The organism is Nakamurella lactea DSM 19367 (assembly GCF_000426645.1).
GTDB lineage: Bacteria > Actinomycetota > Actinomycetes > Mycobacteriales > Nakamurellaceae > Nakamurella > Nakamurella lactea.
In genome coordinates, this window is the sequence record NZ_AUFT01000007.1 from 346,628 (window position 1) to 369,706 (window position 23,079).

Annotated in this window: 18 protein-coding genes; 15 read left to right on the top strand and 3 right to left on the bottom strand. The window is 69.8% G+C overall.

The genetic code is table 11. The annotated features are described in order from the left end of the window. Positions 1–14 precede the first annotated feature (14 nt). The 5 genes from K340_RS0109475 (at position 15) to K340_RS28710 (ending at position 6,685) form a co-directional block, all read left to right on the top strand. Positions 15–704, top strand: a complete 690-nt coding sequence (locus tag K340_RS0109475) for a GntR family transcriptional regulator (protein ID WP_029136550.1) — start codon at positions 15–17, stop codon at positions 702–704. Continuing rightward, positions 701–1,915: a CaiB/BaiF CoA transferase family protein gene (locus K340_RS0109480; RefSeq protein ID WP_029136551.1), complete on the top strand. Its 1,215-nt coding sequence runs from the start codon at positions 701–703 to the stop codon at positions 1,913–1,915. Before K340_RS0109475 ends, K340_RS0109480 begins: the two co-directional genes overlap by 4 nt. A gap of 73 nt (positions 1,916–1,988) precedes the next feature. Beyond that, positions 1,989–4,049, top strand: a complete 2,061-nt coding sequence (locus K340_RS0109485) for a hydantoinase/oxoprolinase family protein (protein WP_029136552.1) — start codon at positions 1,989–1,991, stop codon at positions 4,047–4,049. Between the two features lie 5 nt (positions 4,050–4,054). Next, positions 4,055–5,926 (top strand): hydantoinase B/oxoprolinase family protein, encoded by a 1,872-nt coding sequence (locus K340_RS0109490; RefSeq protein ID WP_029136553.1) that lies wholly within the window; start codon positions 4,055–4,057, stop codon positions 5,924–5,926. Further along, positions 5,927–6,685: an isochorismatase family protein gene (locus tag K340_RS28710; RefSeq protein WP_084614213.1), complete on the top strand. Its 759-nt coding sequence runs from the start codon at positions 5,927–5,929 to the stop codon at positions 6,683–6,685. It abuts the gene before it with no gap. A 16-nt stretch (positions 6,686–6,701) separates the two neighbouring features. Here the strand turns inward: K340_RS28710 and K340_RS28715 are convergent, their stop codons facing one another. Further along, a complete protein-coding gene (locus tag K340_RS28715; RefSeq protein ID WP_211229351.1) occupies positions 6,702–7,448 on the bottom strand; it encodes an alpha/beta fold hydrolase in 747 nt (248 codons plus the stop codon). A gap of 60 nt (positions 7,449–7,508) precedes the next feature. Between K340_RS28715 and K340_RS28720 the strand changes: the two genes are divergently transcribed. The 4 genes from K340_RS28720 (at position 7,509) to K340_RS0109520 (ending at position 14,811) form a co-directional block, all read left to right on the top strand. Then, positions 7,509–8,387 carry an AraC family transcriptional regulator gene (locus tag K340_RS28720; RefSeq protein WP_084614214.1) on the top strand — a complete coding sequence of 293 codons (879 nt, stop codon included), beginning with the start codon at positions 7,509–7,511 and terminating at the stop codon, positions 8,385–8,387. A 206-nt stretch (positions 8,388–8,593) separates the two neighbouring features. After that, positions 8,594–11,074, top strand: a complete 2,481-nt coding sequence (locus tag K340_RS34085) for an alpha-galactosidase (RefSeq protein WP_051265620.1) — start codon at positions 8,594–8,596, stop codon at positions 11,072–11,074. Between the two features lie 81 nt (positions 11,075–11,155). Beyond that, on the top strand, positions 11,156–13,762 hold the full coding sequence (locus K340_RS0109515) for an alpha-galactosidase (RefSeq protein ID WP_029136554.1): 2,607 nt from the start codon (positions 11,156–11,158) through the stop codon (positions 13,760–13,762). Beyond that, positions 13,759–14,811, top strand: a complete 1,053-nt coding sequence (locus tag K340_RS0109520; RefSeq protein ID WP_029136555.1) for an NAD(P)/FAD-dependent oxidoreductase — start codon at positions 13,759–13,761, stop codon at positions 14,809–14,811. The genes K340_RS0109515 and K340_RS0109520 overlap by 4 nt, the downstream gene beginning before the upstream one ends. A 12-nt stretch (positions 14,812–14,823) precedes the next feature. Here the strand turns inward: K340_RS0109520 and K340_RS36215 are convergent, their stop codons facing one another. Next, positions 14,824–16,251, bottom strand: coding sequence for a xylulokinase (locus K340_RS36215; protein WP_029136556.1), 1,428 nt, complete (start codon positions 16,249–16,251; stop codon positions 14,824–14,826). Continuing rightward, positions 16,248–16,991, bottom strand: coding sequence for a FadR/GntR family transcriptional regulator (locus K340_RS28730; protein ID WP_084614215.1), 744 nt, complete (start codon positions 16,989–16,991; stop codon positions 16,248–16,250). Before K340_RS28730 ends, K340_RS36215 begins: the two co-directional genes overlap by 4 nt. 118 nt (positions 16,992–17,109) lie before the next feature. Between K340_RS28730 and K340_RS34090 the strand changes: the two genes are divergently transcribed. From K340_RS34090 to K340_RS28760, 6 genes are read left to right on the top strand one after another with little or no spacing between them, the layout of a single operon-like run. After that, the gene (locus K340_RS34090) at positions 17,110–18,318 is read left to right on the top strand and encodes a 2-oxo acid dehydrogenase subunit E2 (RefSeq protein WP_029136557.1); all 1,209 of its coding nucleotides are present in this window, start codon (positions 17,110–17,112) and stop codon (positions 18,316–18,318) included. Next, a complete protein-coding gene (locus tag K340_RS28745; protein ID WP_051265622.1) occupies positions 18,315–19,325 on the top strand; it encodes a thiamine pyrophosphate-dependent dehydrogenase E1 component subunit alpha in 1,011 nt (336 codons plus the stop codon). Before K340_RS34090 ends, K340_RS28745 begins: the two co-directional genes overlap by 4 nt. Continuing rightward, the gene (locus K340_RS0109545) at positions 19,322–20,314 is read left to right on the top strand and encodes an alpha-ketoacid dehydrogenase subunit beta (protein WP_029136558.1); all 993 of its coding nucleotides are present in this window, start codon (positions 19,322–19,324) and stop codon (positions 20,312–20,314) included. Before K340_RS28745 ends, K340_RS0109545 begins: the two co-directional genes overlap by 4 nt. Further along, the gene (locus K340_RS28750) at positions 20,311–21,081 is read left to right on the top strand and encodes an SDR family NAD(P)-dependent oxidoreductase (protein WP_051265624.1); all 771 of its coding nucleotides are present in this window, start codon (positions 20,311–20,313) and stop codon (positions 21,079–21,081) included. Before K340_RS0109545 ends, K340_RS28750 begins: the two co-directional genes overlap by 4 nt. Beyond that, complete coding sequence (locus K340_RS28755) at positions 21,078–21,959, top strand: SMP-30/gluconolactonase/LRE family protein (RefSeq protein ID WP_051265626.1); 882 nt, start codon at positions 21,078–21,080, stop codon at positions 21,957–21,959. The genes K340_RS28750 and K340_RS28755 overlap by 4 nt, the downstream gene beginning before the upstream one ends. Beyond that, on the top strand, positions 21,956–22,981 hold the full coding sequence (locus K340_RS28760) for an Ldh family oxidoreductase (protein ID WP_154674159.1): 1,026 nt from the start codon (positions 21,956–21,958) through the stop codon (positions 22,979–22,981). The genes K340_RS28755 and K340_RS28760 overlap by 4 nt, the downstream gene beginning before the upstream one ends. Positions 22,982–23,079 lie beyond the last annotated feature (98 nt).

Below are 23,079 nucleotides of genomic sequence, written 5' to 3' on the forward strand. Positions count from 1 at the left end.
CGGGAAGGGTCACCGTGCCAGCAGAACAGCCAGCGGTCCGTGCGGTCGACCGCGTACTGGACGTGCTGCGTGGTCGGATGCTCGACGGCTCACTGGCCCCCGGCGACCACGTTGCGGAGGCCGAACTGGCCGAGGTGTTGGGAGTCAGCCGCACGCCGGTCCGCGAGGCCATCGGCCGGCTCAGCGCCGAAGGGCTGTTGGACCAACAACCGAACCGGGGAGCCAGGGTCGCGGTCTGGACGACCGAACAGCTCGCGGAGATCTTCGAACTCCGGTTGCAGCTGGAGTCGTACGCGGCGCGGCTGGCCGCCACCAACGCCACCGAGGACGCGATCGTCGCACTGGACGAGATGGCCGAGCGGATGGCGAAGATCGGCCTGCCCGGCCAGGGTCAGGACATCGCCGAACTGCATCTGCTCAACCGCCGGTTCCACGACCTGCTGGTTGCCCAGGCGCACCGCCCGGCGCTGGCGGCGGCGCTCGCGACCGCCATTCACGCTGCGGTCATCCGACACAACTTCGAGATCTATGACGATGCATCGATGCTGCGCAGCCTGCAGCACCACCGGGAGATCGTCGCCGCGCTGCGCGCCCGGGACCCGGACTGGACAGAGGCGGTGATGCGGGCCCACCTGTGCAATGCCCGCTCCACCTTGCTCGCCAGAAATGAACCATTGATCGAACCCGAGGACGAGAACCGATGACCGAGCCGACCCCCGACGACGCCCTGCCGCTCGGCGACCTGCGAGTCGTCGAGCTCGGGCAGCTGCTGGCCGGCCCGTTCTGCGGCCAGCTGTTGGGCGACTTCGGCGCCGACGTGATCAAGGTGGAGGATCCGGGCCGCGGCGACCCGATGCGGCAGTGGGGCCGGGAGAAGCCGTACGGCAAGTCGCTCTGGTGGCCGGTGGTGGCCCGGAACAAGAGGTCGGTGACGGCAAACCTGCGCGATGAACAGGGCCAGAAACTGGTGCGGCAGTTGATCGACCGGGCGGACGTGCTGGTCGAGAACTTTCGGCCGGGCACCCTGGAGCGGTGGGGGATGGCGCCCGAGCAGCTCTGGCAGACCAACCCGCGGCTGGTGATCACCAGGGTCACCGGCTACGGCCAGACCGGCCCGTACGCCGAGCGCGCCGGCTACGGGTCCATCGGCGAGGCGATGGGCGGGATCCGTTACGTCACCGGCGATCCGGAGCGCCCGCCGTCGCGGGCGGGCATCTCGTTGGGCGATTCACTGGCCGCCACCTTCGCGTGCCTCGGCACCATGGTGGCGCTGCACCAGCGGGAGCGCAGCGGGCGCGGACAGGTGGTCGACTCGGCAATCTACGAGGCGGTCCTGGGCATGATGGAGTCGCTGCTGCCGGAATGGGACGTCGCCGGTTACCAGCGGGAGCGGACCGGCGCGACCCTGCCGAACGTGGCGCCCAGCAACGTGTATCCCACTGCTGACGGACAACTCGTGCTGATCGCCGCCAACCAGGACACCGTGTTCGCCCGGTTGGCCGCGGTGATGGGCCAACCGGAGCTGGCGCAGGACCCGCGGTACGCAACCCACGGCGCCCGCGGCGCTTCGATGGAAGAGCTCGACGGGCTAATCGCCGAGTGGACGGCCACCCAGGATGCCGAACCGCTGCTGACGGTGCTGCATACCGGCGGCGTCCCGGCCGGCCGGATCTTCTCCGCACGGGAGATGTTCGCCGACCCGCACTTCGCCGCCCGGGAGGCGATCGTCCGGGTTGCCCACCCCGAGTTCGGTTCGCTCGCCATGCCCAACGTCTTTCCGCGGCTGAGCCGGACACCGGGCGCGGTCCGGCACACCGGACCCGAACTCGGCGAGCACAACGACGAGGTCTACGGCCGGCTGCTGGGGATCGACGAGGCCGCCTTGTCCGCCCTCAAGGAACGCAAGGTGATCTGACCCCGGAGTACCAGTTCCACCCACAGGGCGGAGCACCGCCCGCCGATCGCGGCAATGCCGCAAGGAGGTTGCGATGAGCTATCGACTCGGAGTGGACGTCGGTGGCACCTTCACCGACGTGCTGTTGGTCGATGCCGATTCGGGCCAGACGTGGCGGGCGAAAACGTCCTCGACGCCGGCCGATCAGTCGATCGGGGTGCTGGCCGGAATCCGCCAGGTCTGTGAGCGGGCCGGCGCCCCGTTGGACGGCATCACCGAAGTCCTGCACGGCACAACCGTTGCCACCAACGCGATCCTGGAGGGCAAGGGCACCACGGTCGGCCTGGTGACCACCAGCGGATTTCGCCAGGTGCTACAGATCGCCCGCTCCTTCGTGCCCGGCGGTCTCGCGGGCTGGATCATCTGGCCGAAGCCCGAGCCGCTGGCCGCCCTGGAGAACACCGTCGAGGTGACCGAACGGATCGCCACCGATGGCGCGGTGGTGACCGAACTCGACGAGGATGACGTCCGCCGGGCGCTCGGTCGGCTGGCCGACCGCGGCATCAAATCGCTGGCGGTGTCGCTGATCAATGCGTTCGCCAACGGCGCCCACGAGCAACGCATCGCGGCCATTGCCGCCGAGTTGCTCCCCGGCGTGCCGGTGTCGCTGTCCTCGCAGGTATCGCCGGAGTTGCGGGAGTACGAGCGCACCATTACCACGGTGGCCAACGGCTACGTCCGACCGCAGGTCGCCAGGTACGTCTCGAATCTGTCCCGGGAACTGGTCGGGGCCGGGATCGACGGAAAGCTGTCGATCCTGCGCAGCGACGGCGGTACGGCCAACGCCCAGGCGGCCGCTGACTCGCCGGTCAACATGCTGATGTCCGGTCCGGCCGGTGGGGTGACCGGCGCGGTCTGGGTGGCCGAACAGTGCGGAGTGTCCGACCTGATCACCTTCGACATGGGCGGTACCTCCACCGATATCGCTCTGGTGCAAGGGCTCAAGCCGCGCATCGGCCGGGAGACGAAGGTCGGCGACCTTGCCGTCCGCGCGACGTCGATCGACGTCCGCACGGTGGGTGCGGGCGGTGGCTCGATCGCGCACGTGCCGGAGCTGACGAAGGCCTTGCGGGTCGGACCGCAGTCCGCCGGCGCGGATCCGGGCCCGGCGGCCTACGCGAGGGGCGGCACCGATCCCACCGTCACCGACGCCAACCTGGTGCTCGGCTACCTGCCCACCGAACTCGCCGGCGGCGAGATCACCCTGGACGTCGACGCCGCCCGACGCGCGGTCCAGACCGTCGCCGACGCCATGGATCTGCCGGACACCGACGCCGCCGCCGCCGGAATCATCGATATCGTCAACGAGAACATGCTCGGCGGCCTGCGGCTGGTCAGCGTCCAGCAGGGCTTCGATCCGCGTGACTTCGCGCTCGTCGCCTTCGGCGGAGCGGGGCCCTTGCACGCCAACGCATTGGGGCGGTTGACCGGGGCATGGCCGGTCATCATCCCGCCCTCTCCCGGGGTGCTGTGCGCCCTGGGCGATGCCACCACGTCAGCCAGGGACGAGTCGGCGCGCACGGTGCTGCGCCGGGTCGGCGAGCTGACCGCTGCGGAACTGGCCGGCACCCTGACCGAGCTCGCCGGCGACGCCGGCCGCCGACTCGCCGAGCAGGGCGTGACCGGCCCGACGGTGCACTACGAACTCGACGTCCGCTATCACGGCCAGGGGTTCGAGGTCCCGGTAGCGGTCGATCCGGGCTGGTTGAACGGGGCGTCGGACTCACTGCTGTCGAAGGTGACGGCGGCGTTCGACGCCGAACACCAGCGACTGTTCTCGTTCACCCTGGACACCGACCACGAGATCGTCAACGCGCGGGCCGCCGTCGTCGGGCCACGACCGGGCGTTGCCACCACCACCTTGGCCTCCGGCGACGGTGATCCGGCGGCCGCGCTGCTGCGCACGACGCAGATCGTGGCCGACCGGGAACGGGTGGAAGCCAGGGTCTACGACCGGCTGAAGCTACGTGCCGGCGACGTGATCCCCGGTCCGGCCGTCGTGACCGAGATGGACTCCACCGCGCTGGTTCTGCCCGGCTACGCGGCGACCGTTCACCCCTCGGGCAGCCTGATGATCCGCCCAACGGAGGTCTGACGAACATGGCAACCATCATCGAAGCGGCCCACGAGAGCCGGCACGTGGAGGTCGACCCGGTGACCGTCGACCTGATCGAGAACGGTCTGCGCAACGCGCGCTATGAGATGGACGAGGTGCTCTTCCGGACGGCGCTCTCGCCAGGGATCCGCGAACAGCACGACGAGTTCCCGCTGATCGGCACCCCCGACGGCAAGATGATCGTCGGCCAGTTCGGACTGTCGGTGCCGGACTTCCTGGCCAACTTCGACGGCGAGATCCGCGAAGGCGACGTCCTTTTGACCTCCGACCCGTACTCCTGCGGTGCGGCGATCAGCCACGCCAACGACTGGCTGGTCGTGATGCCGATCTATCACGACGGGCGGCTGGTCGGCTGGGCGAGCATGTTCGGGCACATGACCGACGTCGGCGGAAAGACGCCGAGCTCCATGCCGACCGACGCGCGCACCATCTACGAAGAGGGCGTGGTGATCCCGCCGTTCAAGCTCTACGACCAGGGCCGGCTGGACGAGACGGCGCTGCGCATCATCCTGAATCAGGTCCGCATGCCACTGTGGAACCGGGCAGACCTCAACGGACTGGTCGCCGCCTGCCGGACGGCAGGTCGACGGGTCAACGAGATGTGCGAACGATTCGGGGTCGACACCTACCTCAGCACGCTGGACTCGCTGCTGGACCGCAACTATCAGGCGATGAAGATTCTGCTGGCGGCGGTCTTCACCGACGGCGAGACGATCTCGTTCACCGACTACGTCTGCGACGACGGCGTCGGGTACGGCCCGTACGAGTTGAAGATGTCGCTGACCCGGCACGGCGACAAGGTGCACATCGATCTAACCGGGTCGTCGCCGCAGGCGGTCGGGCCGGTCAACTACTTCATCAACGAGAACCTGCTGCGGATGTTCTTCGGCATCTACATGATCACGGTGGCGGATCCGCAGATCCTGTGGAATGACGGCTACTACCCGCTGGTGGACGTGACGATCCCCGAGGACTCGTACTGGAAGCCGAGGTTCCCCGCGGCTCTGAATGCCCGAAACCACGGACTGGGCAGGCTGTTCGACCTGTTCGGCGGGTTGCTCGGGCAGACCAACCCCAGCCTGCTGAATGCGGCGGGATTCTCGTCATCCCCGCACTTCATGTTCTCCGGGCACTACACCAGCGGCGACCGCAAGGGCGAGTGGTTCCAGCTGTACTCGCTCGGTTTCGGAGGCATCCCGGGCCGGCCGATCGGAGACGGGCCGGACGGGTATTCGCTGTGGCCGAGCTTCATGAACATCCCCTGCGAATACCTGGAGTCGTACTACCCGATGCGGATCGAGCGCTGGGAGACCATCGCCGACACCGGTGGCGCCGGCCTGCACCGCGGTGGCAACGGCGTCGACGTCGCCTACCGCTTCCTGGAGCCGGGGACCATCGCCATCCACGACGACCGCTGGCTGACCTACCCGTGGGGCGTCAATGGAGGTGAACCCGGCGCCCGCGGGCGCAAATGGATCGAGCACGCCGACGGCTCGAAGACCGTGCTGCCCAGCAAGTGTCACAACGTTCCGGTCGCCGCCGGCGACCTGCTTCACTTCGACACCTGGGGTGGCGGCGGCTGGGGCGACCCGATCGCGCGGGACCCGGAGTTGGTGGGACTCGAGGTGCTCCGCGGACTGGTCACCACCGACGGGGCGCGCCGTTATGGCGTGGTCTGCAGCGAAGCCGGAGAGGTCGACGCCGCGGCGACCGCCGAGCTGCGGGCGGCCATTGGCGCCGAGCGTCCCGCCGAGCTGCCGGTGTTCAACATGGGCCCGCCGCTGCAGGAGATTCTGGATCGCTGCGAGCAGGAGACCGGCCTCCCGGCGCCCAAGGCGCCGCAGCCGGCGCTGTAGATGTCCGGGCCCACCGCGCCGTCCGGTGACCCTGCGCCGTCCGGTGACCCTGCGCCGTCCGGTGACCCTGCGCGGCCCCGCGACGCTGCGCTGTCCGGTGACCCTGCGCGGCCCGGCGACCCTGCGCTGTCCGGTGACGCTGCGCGGCCCGGCGACGGGCCGTTCGGTCACCGGCTCGGTTGGGGCTCGGCGCCTGCCCTGCTGGTGATCGATATGGTGCGCGCCTACTTCGCCCCGGAGGCGCCGTTCTACTTGGGCCGGCCGGACGTCGTCGACCGCTGCGCGGAGTTGCTCGGCGCCGCGCGGGGTGCCGGCATACCGGTGGTGCACACCACGGTGCGGTATCGGGCGGACGGGGTCGACGGCGGGCTGTTCATCCGCAAGGTCCCGGCGCTGCGGCTGTTCTGTGACGGGGCCGGCACCGACTGGCACGAGACGCTGCCGGCGGTGGCGCCCAGGGCGGGAGAGCTGGTGATCACCAAGCAGTACGCGTCCGCCTTCGCGGGGACGTCGCTGGCCGCCAGCCTGGTGGCGATGGGGGTGGACACGCTGGTGCTGTGCGGCGTGTCCACCTCGGGTTGTGTGCGGGCCACCGCGACCGACGCGATTGCGCTGGGATTCCGGCCGATGGTGGTGGCCGAGGCCTGCGGCGATCGGAGCGAGGGGATCCATCGGGCGAACCTGACCGACCTGGATCTCAAGTCCGCGGACGTGGTGGACATCGACGAGGTACTGACCCGGCTGAGGCAATCGGGCTGAGCGACCCGATCCGGCCTCAACTTGTCGATCGTCGCAGGTCGACCTGCGAGAATGCGGAAGTTGAGGCCCGATCGGGTCGGGCGTCCACGCCATCGGTCAGGATCGCGAAGAGCTCATCCGGCGCCTCGTTCATCACCTCGTGACCGACGGCCAGCTCGTGCACCTCCCAGGTCGGGTCGCTGCGGAGTCGCTCGTACTGGCCGCGCAGCGGTGTCGTCGACGCCCACCCGGACGCGTAGATCAGGGTGCGCCGGCGGACGCGGTCGATGCCATCGCCGAGCCGAAGCCGTTGCAGGAAAGACGGCATGGGGTGCGGGCGGGTTCGTGGATCTGCTCCGACCCGCGGCGCCGCGGTGCGTCCGTCGGCCCGGGCGCCGGCAATGACCCGCTCCCGGTAGTACTCGTTGGCGCGTTCCCACCAGGAGTCGCCGTCCGCCGGCACGAACGCGTCGCAGTAGACCAGCCGATGGACCGGCCGTGCCGACCGGTCGGCCGCACCGGCAATCACGAAACCGGCATAACTGTGGCCACACAGCGTGATCGGGCCCGGGCCGCCCGCGTCCAGCGCGGCGAGCACCCGGACGATATGGGTATCCAGGTTCGCGGAGGCGCCGTCCACCGTCGGCTCGGTCTCCAGCCCGTCCAGGGTGACGGCGATCGCCCGGTGGCCGGCTGCCTGCAGTCGGTCGACGATGCCGTCCCAGGTCCACGCTCCGTGCCACGCACCGGGCACCAGGACAAAGGTCTGCGTGCTGCTCGTCATCTCCATGGGACCAGGGTTCGCCCGCGCGGGCCTGGCTGTCCACCGGTACGCTGCCAGGTTATGCCCGTTGGCCGCCAACCTGCCGCGCCACCGGCCACCGAGCCGCCGATCCTGTGGGCCACCGGCGGTCGGCACCACTGGTCCGCCGGCCAAACCGTTGCCCCACATACCCACTCGCGCGGCCATCTCGTCTATGCCGCCCGCGGCGTCCTGTCCGTGCACACCGAGCGGGGCACCTCGGTCGTACCGACCAACCGGGTCGCCTGGGTTCCGGCCGGTGTCTCGCATTTCCATCGGGCGCACAGTGCCACCGACATGCGCATCCTGTTCCTTCCGCACGCCGACAACGACCGGCTGCCGGACCATCCGGTGGTGCTGCTGGCCGAGAACCTCGCCCGTGAACTCCTGCTCACCCTCACCGGGCCGCGCAGCTACGCCGGCCCGGACGTCGAGGATCGCGGCCGGCTGGGCCGGTTGCGACGCGTGCTGCTCGACGAACTGCACGACGCCCGGGAGCAACCGCTGCAGATCCCGGAACCGGTGGACGACCGGCTGCGTAGCATCGCCCGGCGATTGCAGGACGACCCGGCCGACAACAGCTCGTTGGCCGAACTCGGCCGAACCGGCGGCGCCAGCGCCCGCACCCTGAGCCGACTGTTGCAGCGCGAGCTCGGCATGACCTTCTACCAGTGGCGCACCCAGCTGCGGCTGGCCCATGCGCTCGCCCTGCTGGCCGACGGCCACGACATCACCTCGGTCGCGCACTCCTGCGGCTGGAGCAACCCCAGCAGTTTCATCGCCGCCTTCACCGGGCTGCTCGGCACCACGCCCGGCCGCTATCAGCACCTCGGGGCCGAGGATCTCACCCGGCCGGGTGCTCAGATGGTCGGCAGCCCAAGCACTTCGACGATGGAGCTGGTGGCCCCACCCCTGGGCTGACGAGACCGGACCGCCCATCGGGCGCGGTCGGACACGCTCAGCGATAGTGCCGATCCGCCGAAAGGGTGCAAATCCAGTTGGCCGCGACCTGAAGTCCCGGAGGCGTAGACGCCGACCGTCAATCATGCTAATTGTAAACAATGAGTAGTCGACAGGGCGGTCGCCAGCCGGGCGCGCTCGATTCTGCGTAAGGAACCAGTGGTCGCATGGCGCAGCACCCGTTCAATTCTGCAGGGGCCATCGGGCCGAAGCGCACTCCCCCCACCTGGTCGGTACCCGACTTCGACAAGCACCCGCCGTTCTCGTTCACCTACGGGGGCGTGGCGTCCAGCAAGCTGCTGCCGAAGTGGCGGCACCGGAGTTCGGGTGGTCGGTTCTCGGGCGGCCGAATCGAGCGACACACCTGGACCGACCCGGTCACCGGCCTGGCGGCAGTCCTGGACGCCAAGCGGTTCACCAGCTCCGGCGCCGTCAGCTGGATCGTGTACTTCCGGAACACCTCGAAGATCGGCACTCGGCTCATCGGTGATGTGCTGGCACTGGACCTCTCGACCCAGCGACGGTCGACGGAGCAGCTGCTCATTCGCAGCAACAACGGTAGCGACGCGCGGGTCGTCGACTTCGCGCCCTTCGAGTTGGAGCTCACCGACGGGAAGTGCTGGCTGTTCTCCAACTCGGCCGGGCGGCCCAGCGACGGCATCGTCGCCGGCGAGAGCAGCCCGTGGCGCTACTTCAGCGGCGGTGACGCACCCGGGTACATCAACTCCGACCAGCATTCGACGGTGATCGCCGGCGGCACCGCGACCCTGACCTTCACCGGCACCTCGATCACCTGGATCGGCGTGCGCAACATCGACTGTGGAATGGCCGACGTGTTCATCGACGGTGAGCAGGCCGCGGTGGTGGACCAGTACGGAACGTCCTGGCTCAAGCAGCAGGAACTGTTCACCAGGGCAGACCTGCCGGACGGCGAGCACACCATCATGATCCAGTCCAGGGCGGACCGGAATCCGGCCGGTATCGGCAACAACGTCAACATCGACGCGTTCACCGTCGGCCGTCCTGGCGCCGAGGCCGAGGTGATCAACGACGACGACGCGCGCATCGTCTACGGCATGCAGCCCGTCGGCTCGTCCAGCTGGGTCCGCAACGGTTGGCCGTACTTCAACTTCGATGCCGGTGGCGAGGGGCTGATCGCGGCCGTCGGTTGGCCAGGGCAGTGGGCGCTGCAGGCGGAGCGGTCGGGCACCGAGGTCCGGATCCGCGCCGGCATGGCCCAGGTGGATCAGCTACAGGACGGCGACCGCATCCAGCAGGCCGAGCTGACCGAGCTGTGGCTGCAGCCGGGTGAGGAGATCCGCACCCCGCAGATCGTGCTGCTGCCATGGAGCGGAGCCGACCATCACGACGGTCAGAATGCCTGGCGTGCCTGGTTTGTCGACCACCACATGCCGCGCACCGGTGGCGTCCCGGTGCCGCCGCTGTGCCCGACCCAGTCCAACGACTACTTCGACGGGCAGTGGGACACCGCAGCGGACGAGCTCACCTGGCTCAACGCCTACGGCGAGCACGGCGCCACCCCGGGGACCGGCGGCGCCCACGACCATTGGTGGATCGATGCCGGTTGGTACGCGGTTCCCGAGGGCGCGTCCGAGGACTGGAACTGGCCGGGGACCTGGTATCCGGACCCGAATCGCTACCCGGACGGGCTCAAGCCGATCCTGGACCGGGCGCACGAACTCGGTATGCGCAGCATCGTCTGGTTCGAACCGGAACGGGTCCGCAAGGGCACCTGGGTGCACCAGCATCATCCGGAGTGGTTGTTGCCGATCGAGGGCAACGACGACGTGCACCTGCTGGATTTCGGCAACGCCGAGGCGCAGCAGTGGATGACGCAGACCGTCGGCGACATGATCGAGCACGACGGCATCGACGTCTACCGGGAGGACTTCAACATCGGCCCGCTGCAGTACTGGCGCGAGAACGACACGTTCGGTCGCCGCGGGATGGTGCAGATACGGTACGTGACAGGACATCTGGCCTACTGGCGAGCACTGCAGGAGCGAAAGCCGGGCCTGGTGATCGACACCTGCGCCAGCGGCGGCAAGCGATTGGACATCGAGACGCTCGGACTTGCCGTCAATCTGCTGCGCAGCGATCTGGTGCGGCACGCCGTCGGGAACCAGTCGCACCTTCACGCACTGTCCAGCTGGGTGCCGCTGCACGGCGGCGTGGTCAGGGTGACCGGCAGCCCCACCGACCTGTACGACTCCCGCAGTGCCTACGGCCCGTCGCTGCACCACGCGTTGGACGTTCGTCAGGCCGATGCCCCCTGGGACACCCTCAATCAGACCGCCGCGGAATGGAAGGCGATCTCCGGGCACTTCTACGGCAACTTCTTCCCGCTGACGCCAGGCGGTTCGGGAGACGACATCTGGGTCGGCTGGCAGTTCGGTCAGCGGGATGCCTTCGCCGGTGTCGTGCAGGTCTTCCGCCGGGCGGACAGCCAGGAGTCGAGTGCCACGCTTCTACTGCGAGGGTTGACCGAGAAGCAGCGGTACGCCGTGACGGATCGCGACTCCGGTGACACCCAGGTCCTGCTCGGTAGCGAGCTGATGAATGACGGGCTGAAGGTGTCGATCGACACGGCGCCGGCCGCTCGAATCCTGGAATACCAGCGGGCCTGAGGACGCGCTCGACCAACCCATTGTCCACCACCAGGCGCCGGCCCGGGCGCGCTGGAATCCTAGCCAAGGAACGGTAATCGCATGCCACAGCACCCGATCGAATCAGCGCCTGAGGATTCACCGAAGTCGGCGGTCAACCGGCGGAAGTTCCTGGAGTTCGCCGGTCTGGCCGCCGGGACGGCAGCGCTGCTGCCGTTGACCGGACAGCAGGCGGCCGCCGCCACCGGCGGGAAGCCGGGAACGCCGGTCGCGGCGTCGGCCGGATGGTCGCTGCCGGACTTCGCCACCACACCGCCGTTCTCGTTCACCTACGGCGGTGTTCCGTCCCATGAGCTGTTGCCGCGGTGGCGCCGGTCCCGGTCGTCCCGCAACGTCGCCGGCGGCCGTCAGTCGACGGTCACCTGGACCGATCCGGTGACCGGACTGAAGGTGGCGCTGGAGAGCGTGCAGTACAGCCGGACGAACGCCGTCTCCTGGCTGGTCAACTTCACCAACACTTCCACCATCGGCACCCGGCTGATCGAAAACGTTCTCGCACTGGATGTCTCGCTCAAGCCGCGATCGCTGGGGGAGTGGACCGTCCACACCAGCAGCGGCAGTGACGCCAAGGCACAGGACTTCAGCCCGTTCGACGTCCGCCTGCCCGCCGACAGCTTCCGGCTCTTCTCCACCGCGAACGGCCGCCCGTCGGACGGGGTGTACAGAGCCGCGGCCGGCAATCCGTGGGCCTACCTGACCGGCAGTGGCGCACCGGGATACATCAACTCCGACCAGCACTCCACCACGGCGGCCGGCGCGACCGCGAGCCTGACCTTCGAGGGCACAGCGATCACCTGGATCGGCGTCCGGAACGTGGACTGCGGCAAGGCCGATGTGCTGATCGATGGCGAGCAGGTCGCCGTCGTCGATCAATACGCGACGTCCTGGCTCAAGCAGGTCGAGCTGTTCACCAAGACCGATCTCGCGGCCGGCACGCACACCATCGTGGTGCGATCCAGGTCCGACAAGAACCCGGCCGGCATTGGGGTGAACGTCAATGTGGACGCGTTCAAGATCGGCACCGGCGACGACGCCGAGGTGGTCAACGACAACGATCCCCGGATCACCTACGGCATGGACAGCTCGCAGGTCTCGACCTTCATCCGCAACGGCTGGCCCTACTTCAACTTCGACTGGGGTGGCCAGGGGATGATCGCCGCGATCGGCTGGCCGGGCCAATGGGCCCTGCAGAGCGAGCGGATCGGCACCGGCACCCTCCGGGTGAAAGCGGGGATGACGCAGCTGGACTCGGTCGCCGACGGCAGCCGGATCGAGGCCGCCGAGCTCACCGCACTCTGGCTGGAACCGCGCGAGCAGATCCGCACGCCGCGGATCGTCGTGCTGCCCTGGCAGGGCCAGGACTGGCATGCAGGGCAGAACGACTGGCGGCAGTGGTTCGTCGCGCACCAGCTACCGCACACCGACGGCGCCGTCGTCCAGCCACTGGCGCCGACCCAGTCGAACGACTACTTCCCGGAGCAGTGGGACACCTCCGCCGACCAGATCACCTGGCTCAACGCCTACGGCGAAAACCACGCCACGCCCGCGACCGGTGGCTCGCTCGATCACTGGTGGATCGATGCCGGCTGGGCCGCCGTTCCCGAGGGCGCCTCGCACAGCTGGAACTGGCCCGGCTCCTGGTTCCCGGATCCCGACCGGTATCCGGACGGCCTGAAGCCGGCGCTGGACCGGGCACACGAACTGGGCATGCGGACCATTGTCTGGTTCGAACCCGAACGGGTACGCCAAGGTACCTGGCTGCACGTGAACCACCCCGAGTGGTTGTTGTCGATGCCCGGCAACTCCGACATCTTCCTGCTCGACTTCGGCAAGCCCGCGGTCCGTCAGTGGGCGACGAAGACCATCGGCGACATGATCGTGCACGACGGCATCGACGTCTACCGCGAGGACTTCAACGTCGGTCCTCTCCCGTACTGGCGGGAGAACGACGCCTACGGCCGTCGCGGCATGCTGCAGATCCGATATGTGGAAGGGCATCTCGCCTTCTGGCAGGGGCTGCAGCAGCGCAAGAAGGGGCTGGTCATCGACACCTGTGCCAGCGGTGGGCGCCGGATGGATGTAGAGACCCTGGGGCTGGCGGTCAACCTACTCCGCAGCGACTACGTGCTCAACGCCATCGGCAATCAAACGCACATCCATGGCGCCTCGAGTTGGGTGCCGTTGCACGGTGGGGCAGTACGGGTCACCGGCAGCCCGGATGATGTCTATAACGTGCGAAGCAACTACGGGCCGTCGTTGCACAACGCCTTGGACGTCAACCAGCAAAATACACCGTGGGACACCCTCAAGGAGACGACGGCAGAGTGGAAGAAGCTGTCCACGCACCTGTACGGCGACTACTTCCCGCTGACCGACGGCGGTCCCGCGTCGGATGTCTGGATCGCCTGGCAGTTCGGCGAGCGGGACGCCTCCGCCGGCTTCGTGCAGGTCTTCCGGCGCCCGGACAGCCCGGACAGCTCGACCACCATCAAGTTCCGCGGGCTGCAGCAGAACCGGCAGTACAAGGTGACGGACCGCGATTCCGGTGCCTCGCAGGAGATTCCCGGCAGTGACCTGATGAACGCCGGTCTGCAGGTGTCCGTGGATGCGGCTCCGGCCGCCCGGATCCTGGAGTACCAACGGGTATGACGGATGTCCACCACGACGTGGTGGTCGTCGGGGACGGACCGGTCGGCCTCGTGCATGCGGCGGCGCAGGCGGCGGCCGGCCGGTCCGTTGCGGTGATCGGTCCCGGCCGCCGGCACCCGGCAGGGACCTTCGAACTGCTGTCCGGCGACCTGGCGCCTGTGCTCCAGGTGGTCGGCATCCTGCACGACGTTCGGACCCGGGCGCCGCGCTGTGCCGGCACCGTCTTCCGGTGGGGGAACGACGCTTTCACCGAGCAGAATGGACAGCAGGACCGCTGGGCGGGCGGCTGGGTCATCGACCGGTCCTGGTTCGACCAGGCGCTGCGGGACGTCGTCGCGGCGAGCTTCCCGCAGATCGAGTTCCTGGACGGTAATGCCACCACGGTGCAGCGGGCCGCGGGTGTCTGGGCCGTTGAGGTGGCCGGTCCGGCGCAGGACCGGATGGCAGTGGCCGGGCGATCGTTGTCGCTGGCCACCGGCCGATCCGATCGGCTGCACAGCGGTGCCGGTCTGCCGGCCGTCCGTCGTCATCCGATGGTCGCGATCACCTGCCGGATACCCAACGGGTTGCCCGACCTCGGGCCACGGCTGCTGGTCGACGCAGCGGACAACGGCTGGTGGTATGCCATGGGGGACGGGCGGTCGAGCACGGTGGGCTATGTGACCGACGCCGATCTGCTGGCGGCCGGGCCGGACCGGATCCGGGCCACCTGGGCCGCGGCGATCCCTTCCGCGCCGTGGGTTCCGGGCGACCTCGTCGATGCCCCGGTGGTCGCCCGCCGGTCGGTGGTCGGCGACTGCCCACCGCGCGCCGGTGACACCGCGGCGTTGCCGGTCGGCGACGCCGTGCTGTCGGCAGATCCGTTGTCCGGCCATGGATTGCTGGTCGGTCTGCGCGGGGCGCTGCACGCCGCCGCCGACCTCGACGGGTACCTGAGCTGGGTGAGTGAGCAGATCACCGTCCACCGCGAGCAGGAGCGTCGGCTGTACAAGCATGTCGCCGGAGCCCGCCCGGGTCACGGGGAGTTCTGGATCCGGCGGTGTCGTTGATCGGCAGGCTGTTCAGCTCGCTGCGCGCTCCCGCAAACGATCGACCGCGGCGCGGTACTCGGTACGGATCTGCTCCGCGGTCAGTCTGTCGGCGGCACCGGGCGGGATTGTCTGGACCTCACCGAGCATGGCGGAACTGACTCCGGCGAGCGGCGCGCTGGTCACGGCAGCCACGGCGAGCATCGCCGCGCCGAGCGCGCTGGTGTCGGGCTCGGAGTGCAGGACCGCCTCTACTCCCCACACCTCGGCCCTGGCCAGCTGCCAGGCCCTCGCCTGTGCCGACGACCCGCCGACATGCACCGGTTCGTCCCGATGACCCGCGGTGTCCAGCACGTGACGGTCCGCGCTGGCGACGCCGCGCAGCACTGACCGGGTGAGCTCTGCGCGTCCGCTCTCGGCGGATATGCCGATGAACTCGCCACGCAGCTGCGGCATCCAGACCGGCGCCCGCTCACCGGACAGGTACGGCACGAACTGCGGGACCGCCTGGAGTTCAGCGGATTCCGCCTCGATGAGCAGCCCGCCGACGTCGCCGCCGGTGACCCGCGCCCACCACAACAGGCTGGCGCCGGAGGACTGGGTCGGGCCGTAGTCGACGGCGAACGGCGCGCAGGAAGCCGGCACGCACAGCAGGTCGTCGTACGGTCCGCCGCCCAGGGTGCTCCCGACGATGTTCGAGGTGCCGGTGAGGACGAAAGCGGTGGGCTCGGCGAACGCACCGATGCCGGTCATCCCGCCAAGGGCGTCGGTCCAGCCGACCGCGACCGGGGTGCCGGTGAGCAGGCCCGACCAGCTGGCACCGTCCGGGTCGACAGATCCCTGCACCGACCAGGGATCCAACCGCGGCGGCAGCAGCGTGCTCGGGATCCCGCAGAGTTCGAACAGCGGCTCGACAGGCTCGCCGTCGTCGATCCGGCACAGCCCCTTGGAGCCCCAGGTGTCCGTGGCCGGCACGCCGGTCAGGGCGAACGCCAGGGCGTCCTTGGGCTGCAACAGCCACCCGGCCGGTGCCCCGGAACGGCTGTACCACAGCAGCTTCGCCGGCAGATAGGCCGGATTCCAGGGCAGCCGGCCGCCGATCAATGCTCTCTCGTCACCGAAGATGCGTGCCAGCTCCGCGGCCTCCGCGTCGGCGCGGACGTCCTGCCAGGTGATCGCCGGGCCGGGTGCCACCCGGCGCTGGTCCAACACTGCCAGGGACGGGGTGTGCCCGACGATCGCCACCGCATCGATCGGCCCGTCGGCGGTGGCACGGATCTGCGTCACCACCGAGCGCAGGGCCCGCTGCCAGTCGTCGAGCTCCTGCTCTGACCGCCCCGGTGCCGGGCTTGCGGTGGGGTATCCGGCCGCTGCCCTGGCGACGGCGCGCCCGGCGTCGTCGACCAGGAGGCCCTTGAGGCCGGAGGTGCCGATGTCCAGCCCGAGGACGCGCACGCTCACCGGTCGGTCGCTGGTGTGCCGGTGGCGGTCGCGGCGTCCGCTCCGAGTCCGGTTCGGATCCAGGCATGGGTGCCGCGGAAGTGCTCGGTCATGGCCGCTCTCGCGCCGTCCGGGTCCCGTGCCCGCAGCCGCTCCACAATGCGGCGGTGGTGGGCAACGTCGTCCTCGGGTGCCGAGATGCCGCTGGCCAGTTGTGGTCTCACCCCGTCCAGCACTGTCCAGAACGCCTGGACCAGCTGCTGCACCAGGCTGTTGCCCATCCGCGAGTACAGCAGGAGATGGAAGTCCCGGTCGGCGTCCTGGAACGACTCGCCGGCTGCCACCGCCCGTTCCATGTCGTCGACACAGGTGTCCAGGTCGGCCAGCAGCTGCTCGTCCGGGTCGGCGGCCACCTGTGCCACCAGCCCGGATTCCAGCACGTCGCGGACGGCCACCAGCTCGGCGGCCGTGGTGAGGTCGTTGCGGCTGCGGTCCAGCCGGCCGTGGAAGATCAGTCCGTCGACCAACGAATCCATCGACAGTGCGCCGACGAACATCCCCCGACCGTGCTGCACATCGACGATGCCCCTGGCCTGCAGGCCCTTCAGTGCCTCGCGCAACGAACCGCGGCTGATGCCCAGCTCCTCCATGAGTTCGGTCTCGGTGGGAATCGGCGCTCCCGGCGGCAGTTTGCGCTTCAGGATCACCGACTTGATCTCTTCCTGGGCATCGAATCGATGTCGATCGGAACGCGCTGCCATCTTGACCTCCTCGGGTCACCCACCCTAGCATCGACATCAGACGTTAGACGTCTAATGTCGCGAGGCCGCGGATGACGAGGCGGCGAGCACCTCCGGACTTCGACAGCAGGGTGGCTGCATGCAAGAGGTATTCATTCCGGTGACGGGTATGGCCCCGGACGATGTCGTCCTGGCCGCGATCCTGCGGGGGAGCGGCGAACCGGTGGCCAAGGGCGACGTCGTCGCCTCCATCGAGACGTCCAAGGCGGAACTGGAGATCGAGGCACCCATCGCCGGCGTGCTCGGGCCCTGGCTGTTCGACGTCGGCGACCTGATCGCACCGGGCAGCACCATCGTTGCGGTCCTGGAGGACGGCGAGAAACCGCCACCCACCCGCACCGAGCCGCTGCCGGAGCCGGCCAGGACCCAGCAGACGGCTCCGGTGGAACCGGGTGCCGCACCGCGCGTTTCGCCCCTCGACGACGGTGACGGGCGGCCGCATCGGCTCAGCCCGCGCCGACGGCGGGAGCTGGCCGAGACCGCGGCCAGGGAGCCGGCGGCGCCGGCTCCGCACATCCCGCCGCCGCCACCGCCGCCGGGGACGGCGGCGGCGCCCCGCGCTGTGACCGCGACCGCCACCACGGCACCGGCCAGCGCAACGCCGGCAACCGCGGCGCCGGCCGGCAGTCGGCCCGGTACTGACTACCGCGCGGCCATCTCGGCGGCCGTCAGCCGATCATGGCAGGAGATCCCGCATTTCGCGGTGACCCGCGAGATCGACGTCGCGGTACTGGCTTCCACGGTGCAGGACCTGCGGATCGTGCTGCCCAAGCTGACCGTCACCGACCTGCTGATCCGTGCCCAGGCGCTCGCCTTCCTGGAGCACGAGGGCCGGTCGGACCTGGGCATCGGCCTGGCGGTCGCCACCGGCCGAGGCGTCGCGATCCCGGTGGTCGGTGATGTCCCCGGACTCGACCTGCCGGCCCTGGTGCGGGCCAGGGTCGCAGCGGTGGACCGCGCCCGCTCCGGTCTGATGAGCGCCGCTGACGGGACCACCCCGGTCAGCACCCTGTCGAACCTGGGTGCCCTGGGCGTCGACCAGTTCACCGCCATCGTGCCGTATGGGCAGGCCAGCATCCTGAGCGTCGGTCGCGCGGCCGACCGGCCGGTGGTCCGCGACGGAGCAGTAGTGGTGGGGCACACCATGTTCGCCTCGCTCAATGTGGACCACCGCGTCTTCGACGGCGCCGACGCCGCGGTGATTCTCGACCGGTTCGCCCGCATCCTCGGCGCGCCGACCCTGCTCACCGCACCCGCGGCACTCACCCACTCAACGGAGGGTTCATGACCACCAGCACTGCCCAGCCGATGCCGGACGTCGATCCAGCCGCCGCCCGCGAGTGGCTGGCCGCGATGATTCTCATCCGCACCTTCGAGGAACGCGGCGACGAGCTCGCGCTGCGCGGCAAGATCCCCGGCGGGATGCACCCGGCGATCGGCCAGGAAGCCGCCGCCGTCGGGATCGCCAGGGGACTTCGCGGCACCGATCTGGTGGCCGGCACCCATCGTGCCCACCACCACGCATTGGCCAAGGGCATGACGCCGAGCGCGGTACTGGCCGAGTTGTACGGCAAGGCCAGCGGCAGCAACGGCGGCCGGGGTGGCTCGATGCACCTGGCCGACTTCGACCTCGGGCTCTGGGGATCGAACGGCGTGGTTGGCGCCGGTCTCGGCATCGCCATGGGCGCTGCCCTGGGCGCCAAACAGCGGGGCACCGACCAGGTGGCCGCCGGCATTTTCGGCGACGGCGGCGCCAACGTGGGCCGGGTCTGGGAGTTCACCAACCTGGCCGCGATCTGGAAGCTGCCGCTGATCGTGGTGTGCGAGAACAACTTGTACGCGGTGGAGACCCAGACGAGCTCGGTGACCGGCGGCGCCGACATCACGCGGCGGGCAGCCGGTTTCGGACTGCCTGCGTTCACCGTCGACGGCCAGGACGTGGTCTCCGTGCATCAGGCGGTGTCCGAGGCCGCCGACCGGGCCCGGACCGGATCCGGACCGACCTTCCTGGAGATCCTGACCTATCGCTACAAGGGCCACGACAGCGGCCAGGTGATCCGCTACCGCACCGACGACGAGGTGCAGCGGTGGCGCTCGTCCAAGGACCCGATCGAGAACTACGCCGCCCGGTTGATCACCGCCGGGCTGCTCGACGAGGCCGGACTGGCCGCGTTGACCGACACCGCCCGAACGACCGTCGACGAGGCGGTCACCTTTGCCGAGGAGGCACCGTGGCCGGACCCCTGCACCGCCGCCGAGAACGTGAGCGCCTACACCGGGAACGAGCAGCGATGAGCAACGACGAAACCTATTCCACCGCCTATCGATCCGGCATGCGCGAGGAGATGGAACGGGACGGGACGATCTTCGTCCTCGGCACCGATCTGTTCGACCGGGGTGGGCACTTCTCCCAGGTGAAGGGCCTCGGTCCGGAATTCGGTGCCGACCGCATCCGGGACACCCCGATCTCCGAGGCGGCGATGGTCGCGGCCGGCGTCGGCGCAGCGATGAACGGCACCCGCCCGGTCGTCGACCTGAACTTCATGGACTTCGCCTACGGAGCCATGGACGAGCTGATCAACCAGGCGGCCAAGATCCGGTACATGTGGGGTCGCCCGGTGCCTTTGGTGGTGCGGGCCACCGCCGGCGTGGCCCAGGGCGGCGCGCAGCACAACAACAGCCTGCAGTCGACGTTCATGAGCACCCCGGGGCTGTCCGTGGTGTTCCCGTCCCGACCCTGGGATGTGAAGGGGCTGTTGAAATCCGCGCTGCGCGGCGAGGACCCGGTGGTCTTCATGATGCACAAGATGTTGACCGGTGCCCGCGGCCCGGCGGGCGGCCCGGACGAGCTGGTGCCGATCGGTTCGGCCCGGATCGCCCGCCCCGGGCGGGACGTCACCCTGATCAGCTACGGCTACGGGGTGACGATCGCCGAGAAGGCTGCGCAATCCGTTGCGGCCCAGGGCATCGACACCGAAGTGATCGACCTGCGGAGCCTCTCCCCGCTGGATCTGAACACCATCGTGACCTCCGTGCGCAAGACCGGAAAGGTGATCGTGCTGGACGAGGCGCCGATCAGCGCCGGCCCGGCCGCCGAGATCACCGCGCAGATCAACGACCACGCCTTCTGGTACCTCGACCAGCCGGTGGGTCGGGTGTGCGGGGCGGACAGCCCGATCCCGCACAGCCCCGCCCTGGTCGACGCACTGCTGCCGAGCGAGGCCGGCGTGGTCGCCGCGCTGCAGCAGATCGCGGCGGCCACCGGCCCGGCGCTCGCCTCATGACGGTCGCACCCGGGCCGCGGGTCGCGGTCGTCACCGGCGCCGCCCAGGGCATCGGCGCGGCCGTGGTCGACGCCCTGCGGGCCGACGGCCTCGCCGTCGTCGGACTCGATCTGCGCGCCAACGACACGGGGGACGAAGCAACCGCGGTGCTGGCCTGCGACGTCAGCGACCCGGTCCAACTCCGGACGGTGATCGATGGCATCGGCGAGCGCTACGGCCGGATCGACGTGCTGGTCAGCAATGCGGCCCTTGGCAGCCACACGCTGCCGGACGATCTCGTCGCGGACGAGTTCGACCGGGTGCTGCGGACCAACATCGGCGGCTGCTTCTTCGGCGCCCAGGCCGCGGCCCGCTGGATGACCGCCGGCGGCTCGATCGTCAGCCTGTCCTCGATCGCCGGCACGTCGGCGCTGGGTCGCGGCAACCTGGCCTACAGCATCAGTAAGGCGGCGATCGACGGGCTCACCCGGGAGCTGGCGGTGGAGTGGGCACCCCGGGGCATCCGGGTCAACGCCGTCGCGCCCTGCCAGGTGAGCACGCCCGGCTTCGTGCCGCTGCTGACGGACCGGACACTGGACCACGGGACGGTCGGCACCAGGATGCTGGCCGGCATCCCGATGGGCCGCTACGCCGAGCCACACGAGATCGCTGCCGCGGTAGCCTTTCTGGCCTCGCCGGCGGCCGCATTCATCACCGGCGTCGTCCTTCCGGTGGACGGCGGCAACTTGGCCCTCAACCCCGGCGGAACAGTGGGAGCACCTCGATGAGTACCACGACAGAGCCGACCTGGCGGACCGCGGATCAGTGGCTGACGGTCGGCGCGGAGCTCGGCGAGGGCCCGTTCTGGGACGGCCGCACCGGCGACCTCGGATTCGTGGACATCGCCGCCGGACGGCTCTTCCGCACGGATGGCAGCCAGTTGACGACGGTCTGTGAGATCGACCGGCCGCTCGGCGCCGCCCTGCCGTCGGTGCGTGACGGCGAGTATCTGTTGGCCGCCAGGGAAGGTTTCCTGCTCCGTCGCGGCAGCGGCGAGATCCAGACGCTCCTCGAGGTGCTGGGCAACCGGCCGGACCTGCGGTTCAACGACGCGAAGTGCGATCCCGCCGGACGGGTCGTCGCCGGGACCCTTTCGCTCACCGAAGAACCCGCCGCGGCCGCCCTGCTGGTGCTCGACGACGGGCCGGCAATGCGGGAACTCCTTGCGCCGGTGGGGCTGTCCAACGGCCTCGGCTGGTCCCCGGACGGCGGCACGCTGTACTTCGCCGACACCGTGGCCGGCACCGTCACCCGATTCGGCTACGACCCGGGCACCGCGACCCTGCGCGGCGGCGAGGTGATCGTGACGGTGAGCGGCCCGGACGGCCTGTGCATCGACGAGACCGGGGCGGTGTGGCTGGCGCTCTGGGATGGCGGCCGGGTGCACCGGTACACCCCGGACGGGCGGCTCGACCTGGTGGTCGAGCTCCCGGTCCCGCACGCGACCAGCTGTGCCTTCTTCGGCGACCTGCTGGTGATCACCACGGCCAGGGCCACCCGCCCCGACGGCAGCGCGTGTGCCCCGCTGGCCGGGGACCTGTTCGCGATCGATGTCGGGGTGAGCGCCCCGCCGGCGCAGCTGTGGAACCCGGTGACGAGCCGATGACCACCAGGCTGCTCGACGTCGAGGAACTTGTCCGGCGCGGCACGACCCTGATGGTCGCGGTCGGCACGCCGGTGCCCGCGGCGCAGCGGGTCGCCCGCTCTCTGGCCGAGGCCAACCGCTGCGGACACGATTCGCACGGCGTGGTCCGGATCCCGTGGTACGCCGACTTCGTGCCGGACGGCCGCGCCGTCCCGACCGCCGAACCCGTGGTGGTCAACGAGTTCGGTGCCACCGCGGTGATCGACGGGCAGCGCTGCTGGGGGCAGCTGGCCGGCCACCTGGCCTGTGACGTCGCCGAGCGGATCGTGGCCGGCACCGGGATCGCGGCGGTCACGGTGCGCTCGGCCAACCACGTAGGCCGGCTCGGGGAGTACGTCGAGCGGCTGGTCGCCAAGGGATTGGTGGGCATCATGTGGTGCAATGCCGATCCGGCGATGGCGCCGTTCGGCGGCCGCGACCGGATGCTCGGTACCAACCCGATGGCGATCGGGGTGCCGGCCGGCGACGCCGACCCGATGATCGTCGACTTCGCCAGCGCGGCGGTCGCCGAGGGGAAACTCCGGCTGGAGCGCGCGGCCGGTCGGTCGGTTGCTCCCGGGCTGATCCAGGACGGCGCAGGCGGCCCGTCCACCGATCCGGAAGATTTCTACCGCGGGGGCGCCCTGCTGCCGTTCGGGCTGCACAAGGGATTCGGGCTGGCGCTGATGATCGAACTGCTGGGCGGCGCGCTGTCGGGCAACCACGTGGGCTTCCTGCCCGAATATCACTGGGGCAACGGAGTGGTGCTCATTGCTCTGGCCCCGGAGGCGTTCGGTGACCCGGCCGTCATCACCGACGAGTTCCGCCGGGGGTTGCAGGGCATTCGCGGCGCCCGCCCGGCGGCCGGCTTCGACGAGGTGCTGGCCCCCGGCGACATCGAAAAGCGGGTCAGGGAGCAGCGGGACGCCGAGGGCATCCCGGTGCCGCAGGAGGTCTGGGAGCAGCTGTCCGCGACGGCCGATCGGCTGGGTGTCCCGTGGTGACGCCGTCAGCCGGTGCCTTGTCGTCAGCCGGTGCCTTGTCGTCAGTCGGTGCCCTGCCGCCGGCGGTGCCCGCCGGCACCAGGGGCGCGGTGGACTCG

Bases quoted from the DNA above. Each gene is read 5' to 3' on its own strand.
- K340_RS28710 (WP_084614213.1), top strand. From the start codon at position 5,927: ATGTCCGGGCCCACCGCGCCGTCCGGTGACCCTGCGCCGTCCGGTGAC.
- K340_RS34085 (WP_051265620.1), top strand. From the start codon at position 8,594: ATGGCGCAGCACCCGTTCAATTCTGCAGGGGCCATCGGGCCGAAGCGC.
- K340_RS0109485 (WP_029136552.1), top strand. From the start codon at position 1,989: ATGAGCTATCGACTCGGAGTGGACGTCGGTGGCACCTTCACCGACGTG.
- K340_RS28730 (WP_084614215.1), bottom strand. From the start codon at position 16,991: ATGGCAGCGCGTTCCGATCGACATCGATTCGATGCCCAGGAAGAGATC.
- K340_RS0109515 (WP_029136554.1), top strand. From the start codon at position 11,156: ATGCCACAGCACCCGATCGAATCAGCGCCTGAGGATTCACCGAAGTCG.
- K340_RS0109520 (WP_029136555.1), top strand. From the start codon at position 13,759: ATGACGGATGTCCACCACGACGTGGTGGTCGTCGGGGACGGACCGGTC.
- K340_RS0109490 (WP_029136553.1), top strand. From the start codon at position 4,055: ATGGCAACCATCATCGAAGCGGCCCACGAGAGCCGGCACGTGGAGGTC.
- K340_RS28745 (WP_051265622.1), top strand. From the start codon at position 18,315: ATGACCACCAGCACTGCCCAGCCGATGCCGGACGTCGATCCAGCCGCC.
- K340_RS28750 (WP_051265624.1), top strand. From the start codon at position 20,311: ATGACGGTCGCACCCGGGCCGCGGGTCGCGGTCGTCACCGGCGCCGCC.
- K340_RS28760 (WP_154674159.1), top strand. From the start codon at position 21,956: ATGACCACCAGGCTGCTCGACGTCGAGGAACTTGTCCGGCGCGGCACG.
- K340_RS28720 (WP_084614214.1), top strand. From the start codon at position 7,509: ATGCCCGTTGGCCGCCAACCTGCCGCGCCACCGGCCACCGAGCCGCCG.
- K340_RS28715 (WP_211229351.1), bottom strand. From the start codon at position 7,448: ATGACGAGCAGCACGCAGACCTTTGTCCTGGTGCCCGGTGCGTGGCAC.
- K340_RS28755 (WP_051265626.1), top strand. From the start codon at position 21,078: ATGAGTACCACGACAGAGCCGACCTGGCGGACCGCGGATCAGTGGCTG.
- K340_RS0109480 (WP_029136551.1), top strand. From the start codon at position 701: ATGACCGAGCCGACCCCCGACGACGCCCTGCCGCTCGGCGACCTGCGA.
- K340_RS34090 (WP_029136557.1), top strand. From the start codon at position 17,110: ATGCAAGAGGTATTCATTCCGGTGACGGGTATGGCCCCGGACGATGTC.
- K340_RS0109545 (WP_029136558.1), top strand. From the start codon at position 19,322: ATGAGCAACGACGAAACCTATTCCACCGCCTATCGATCCGGCATGCGC.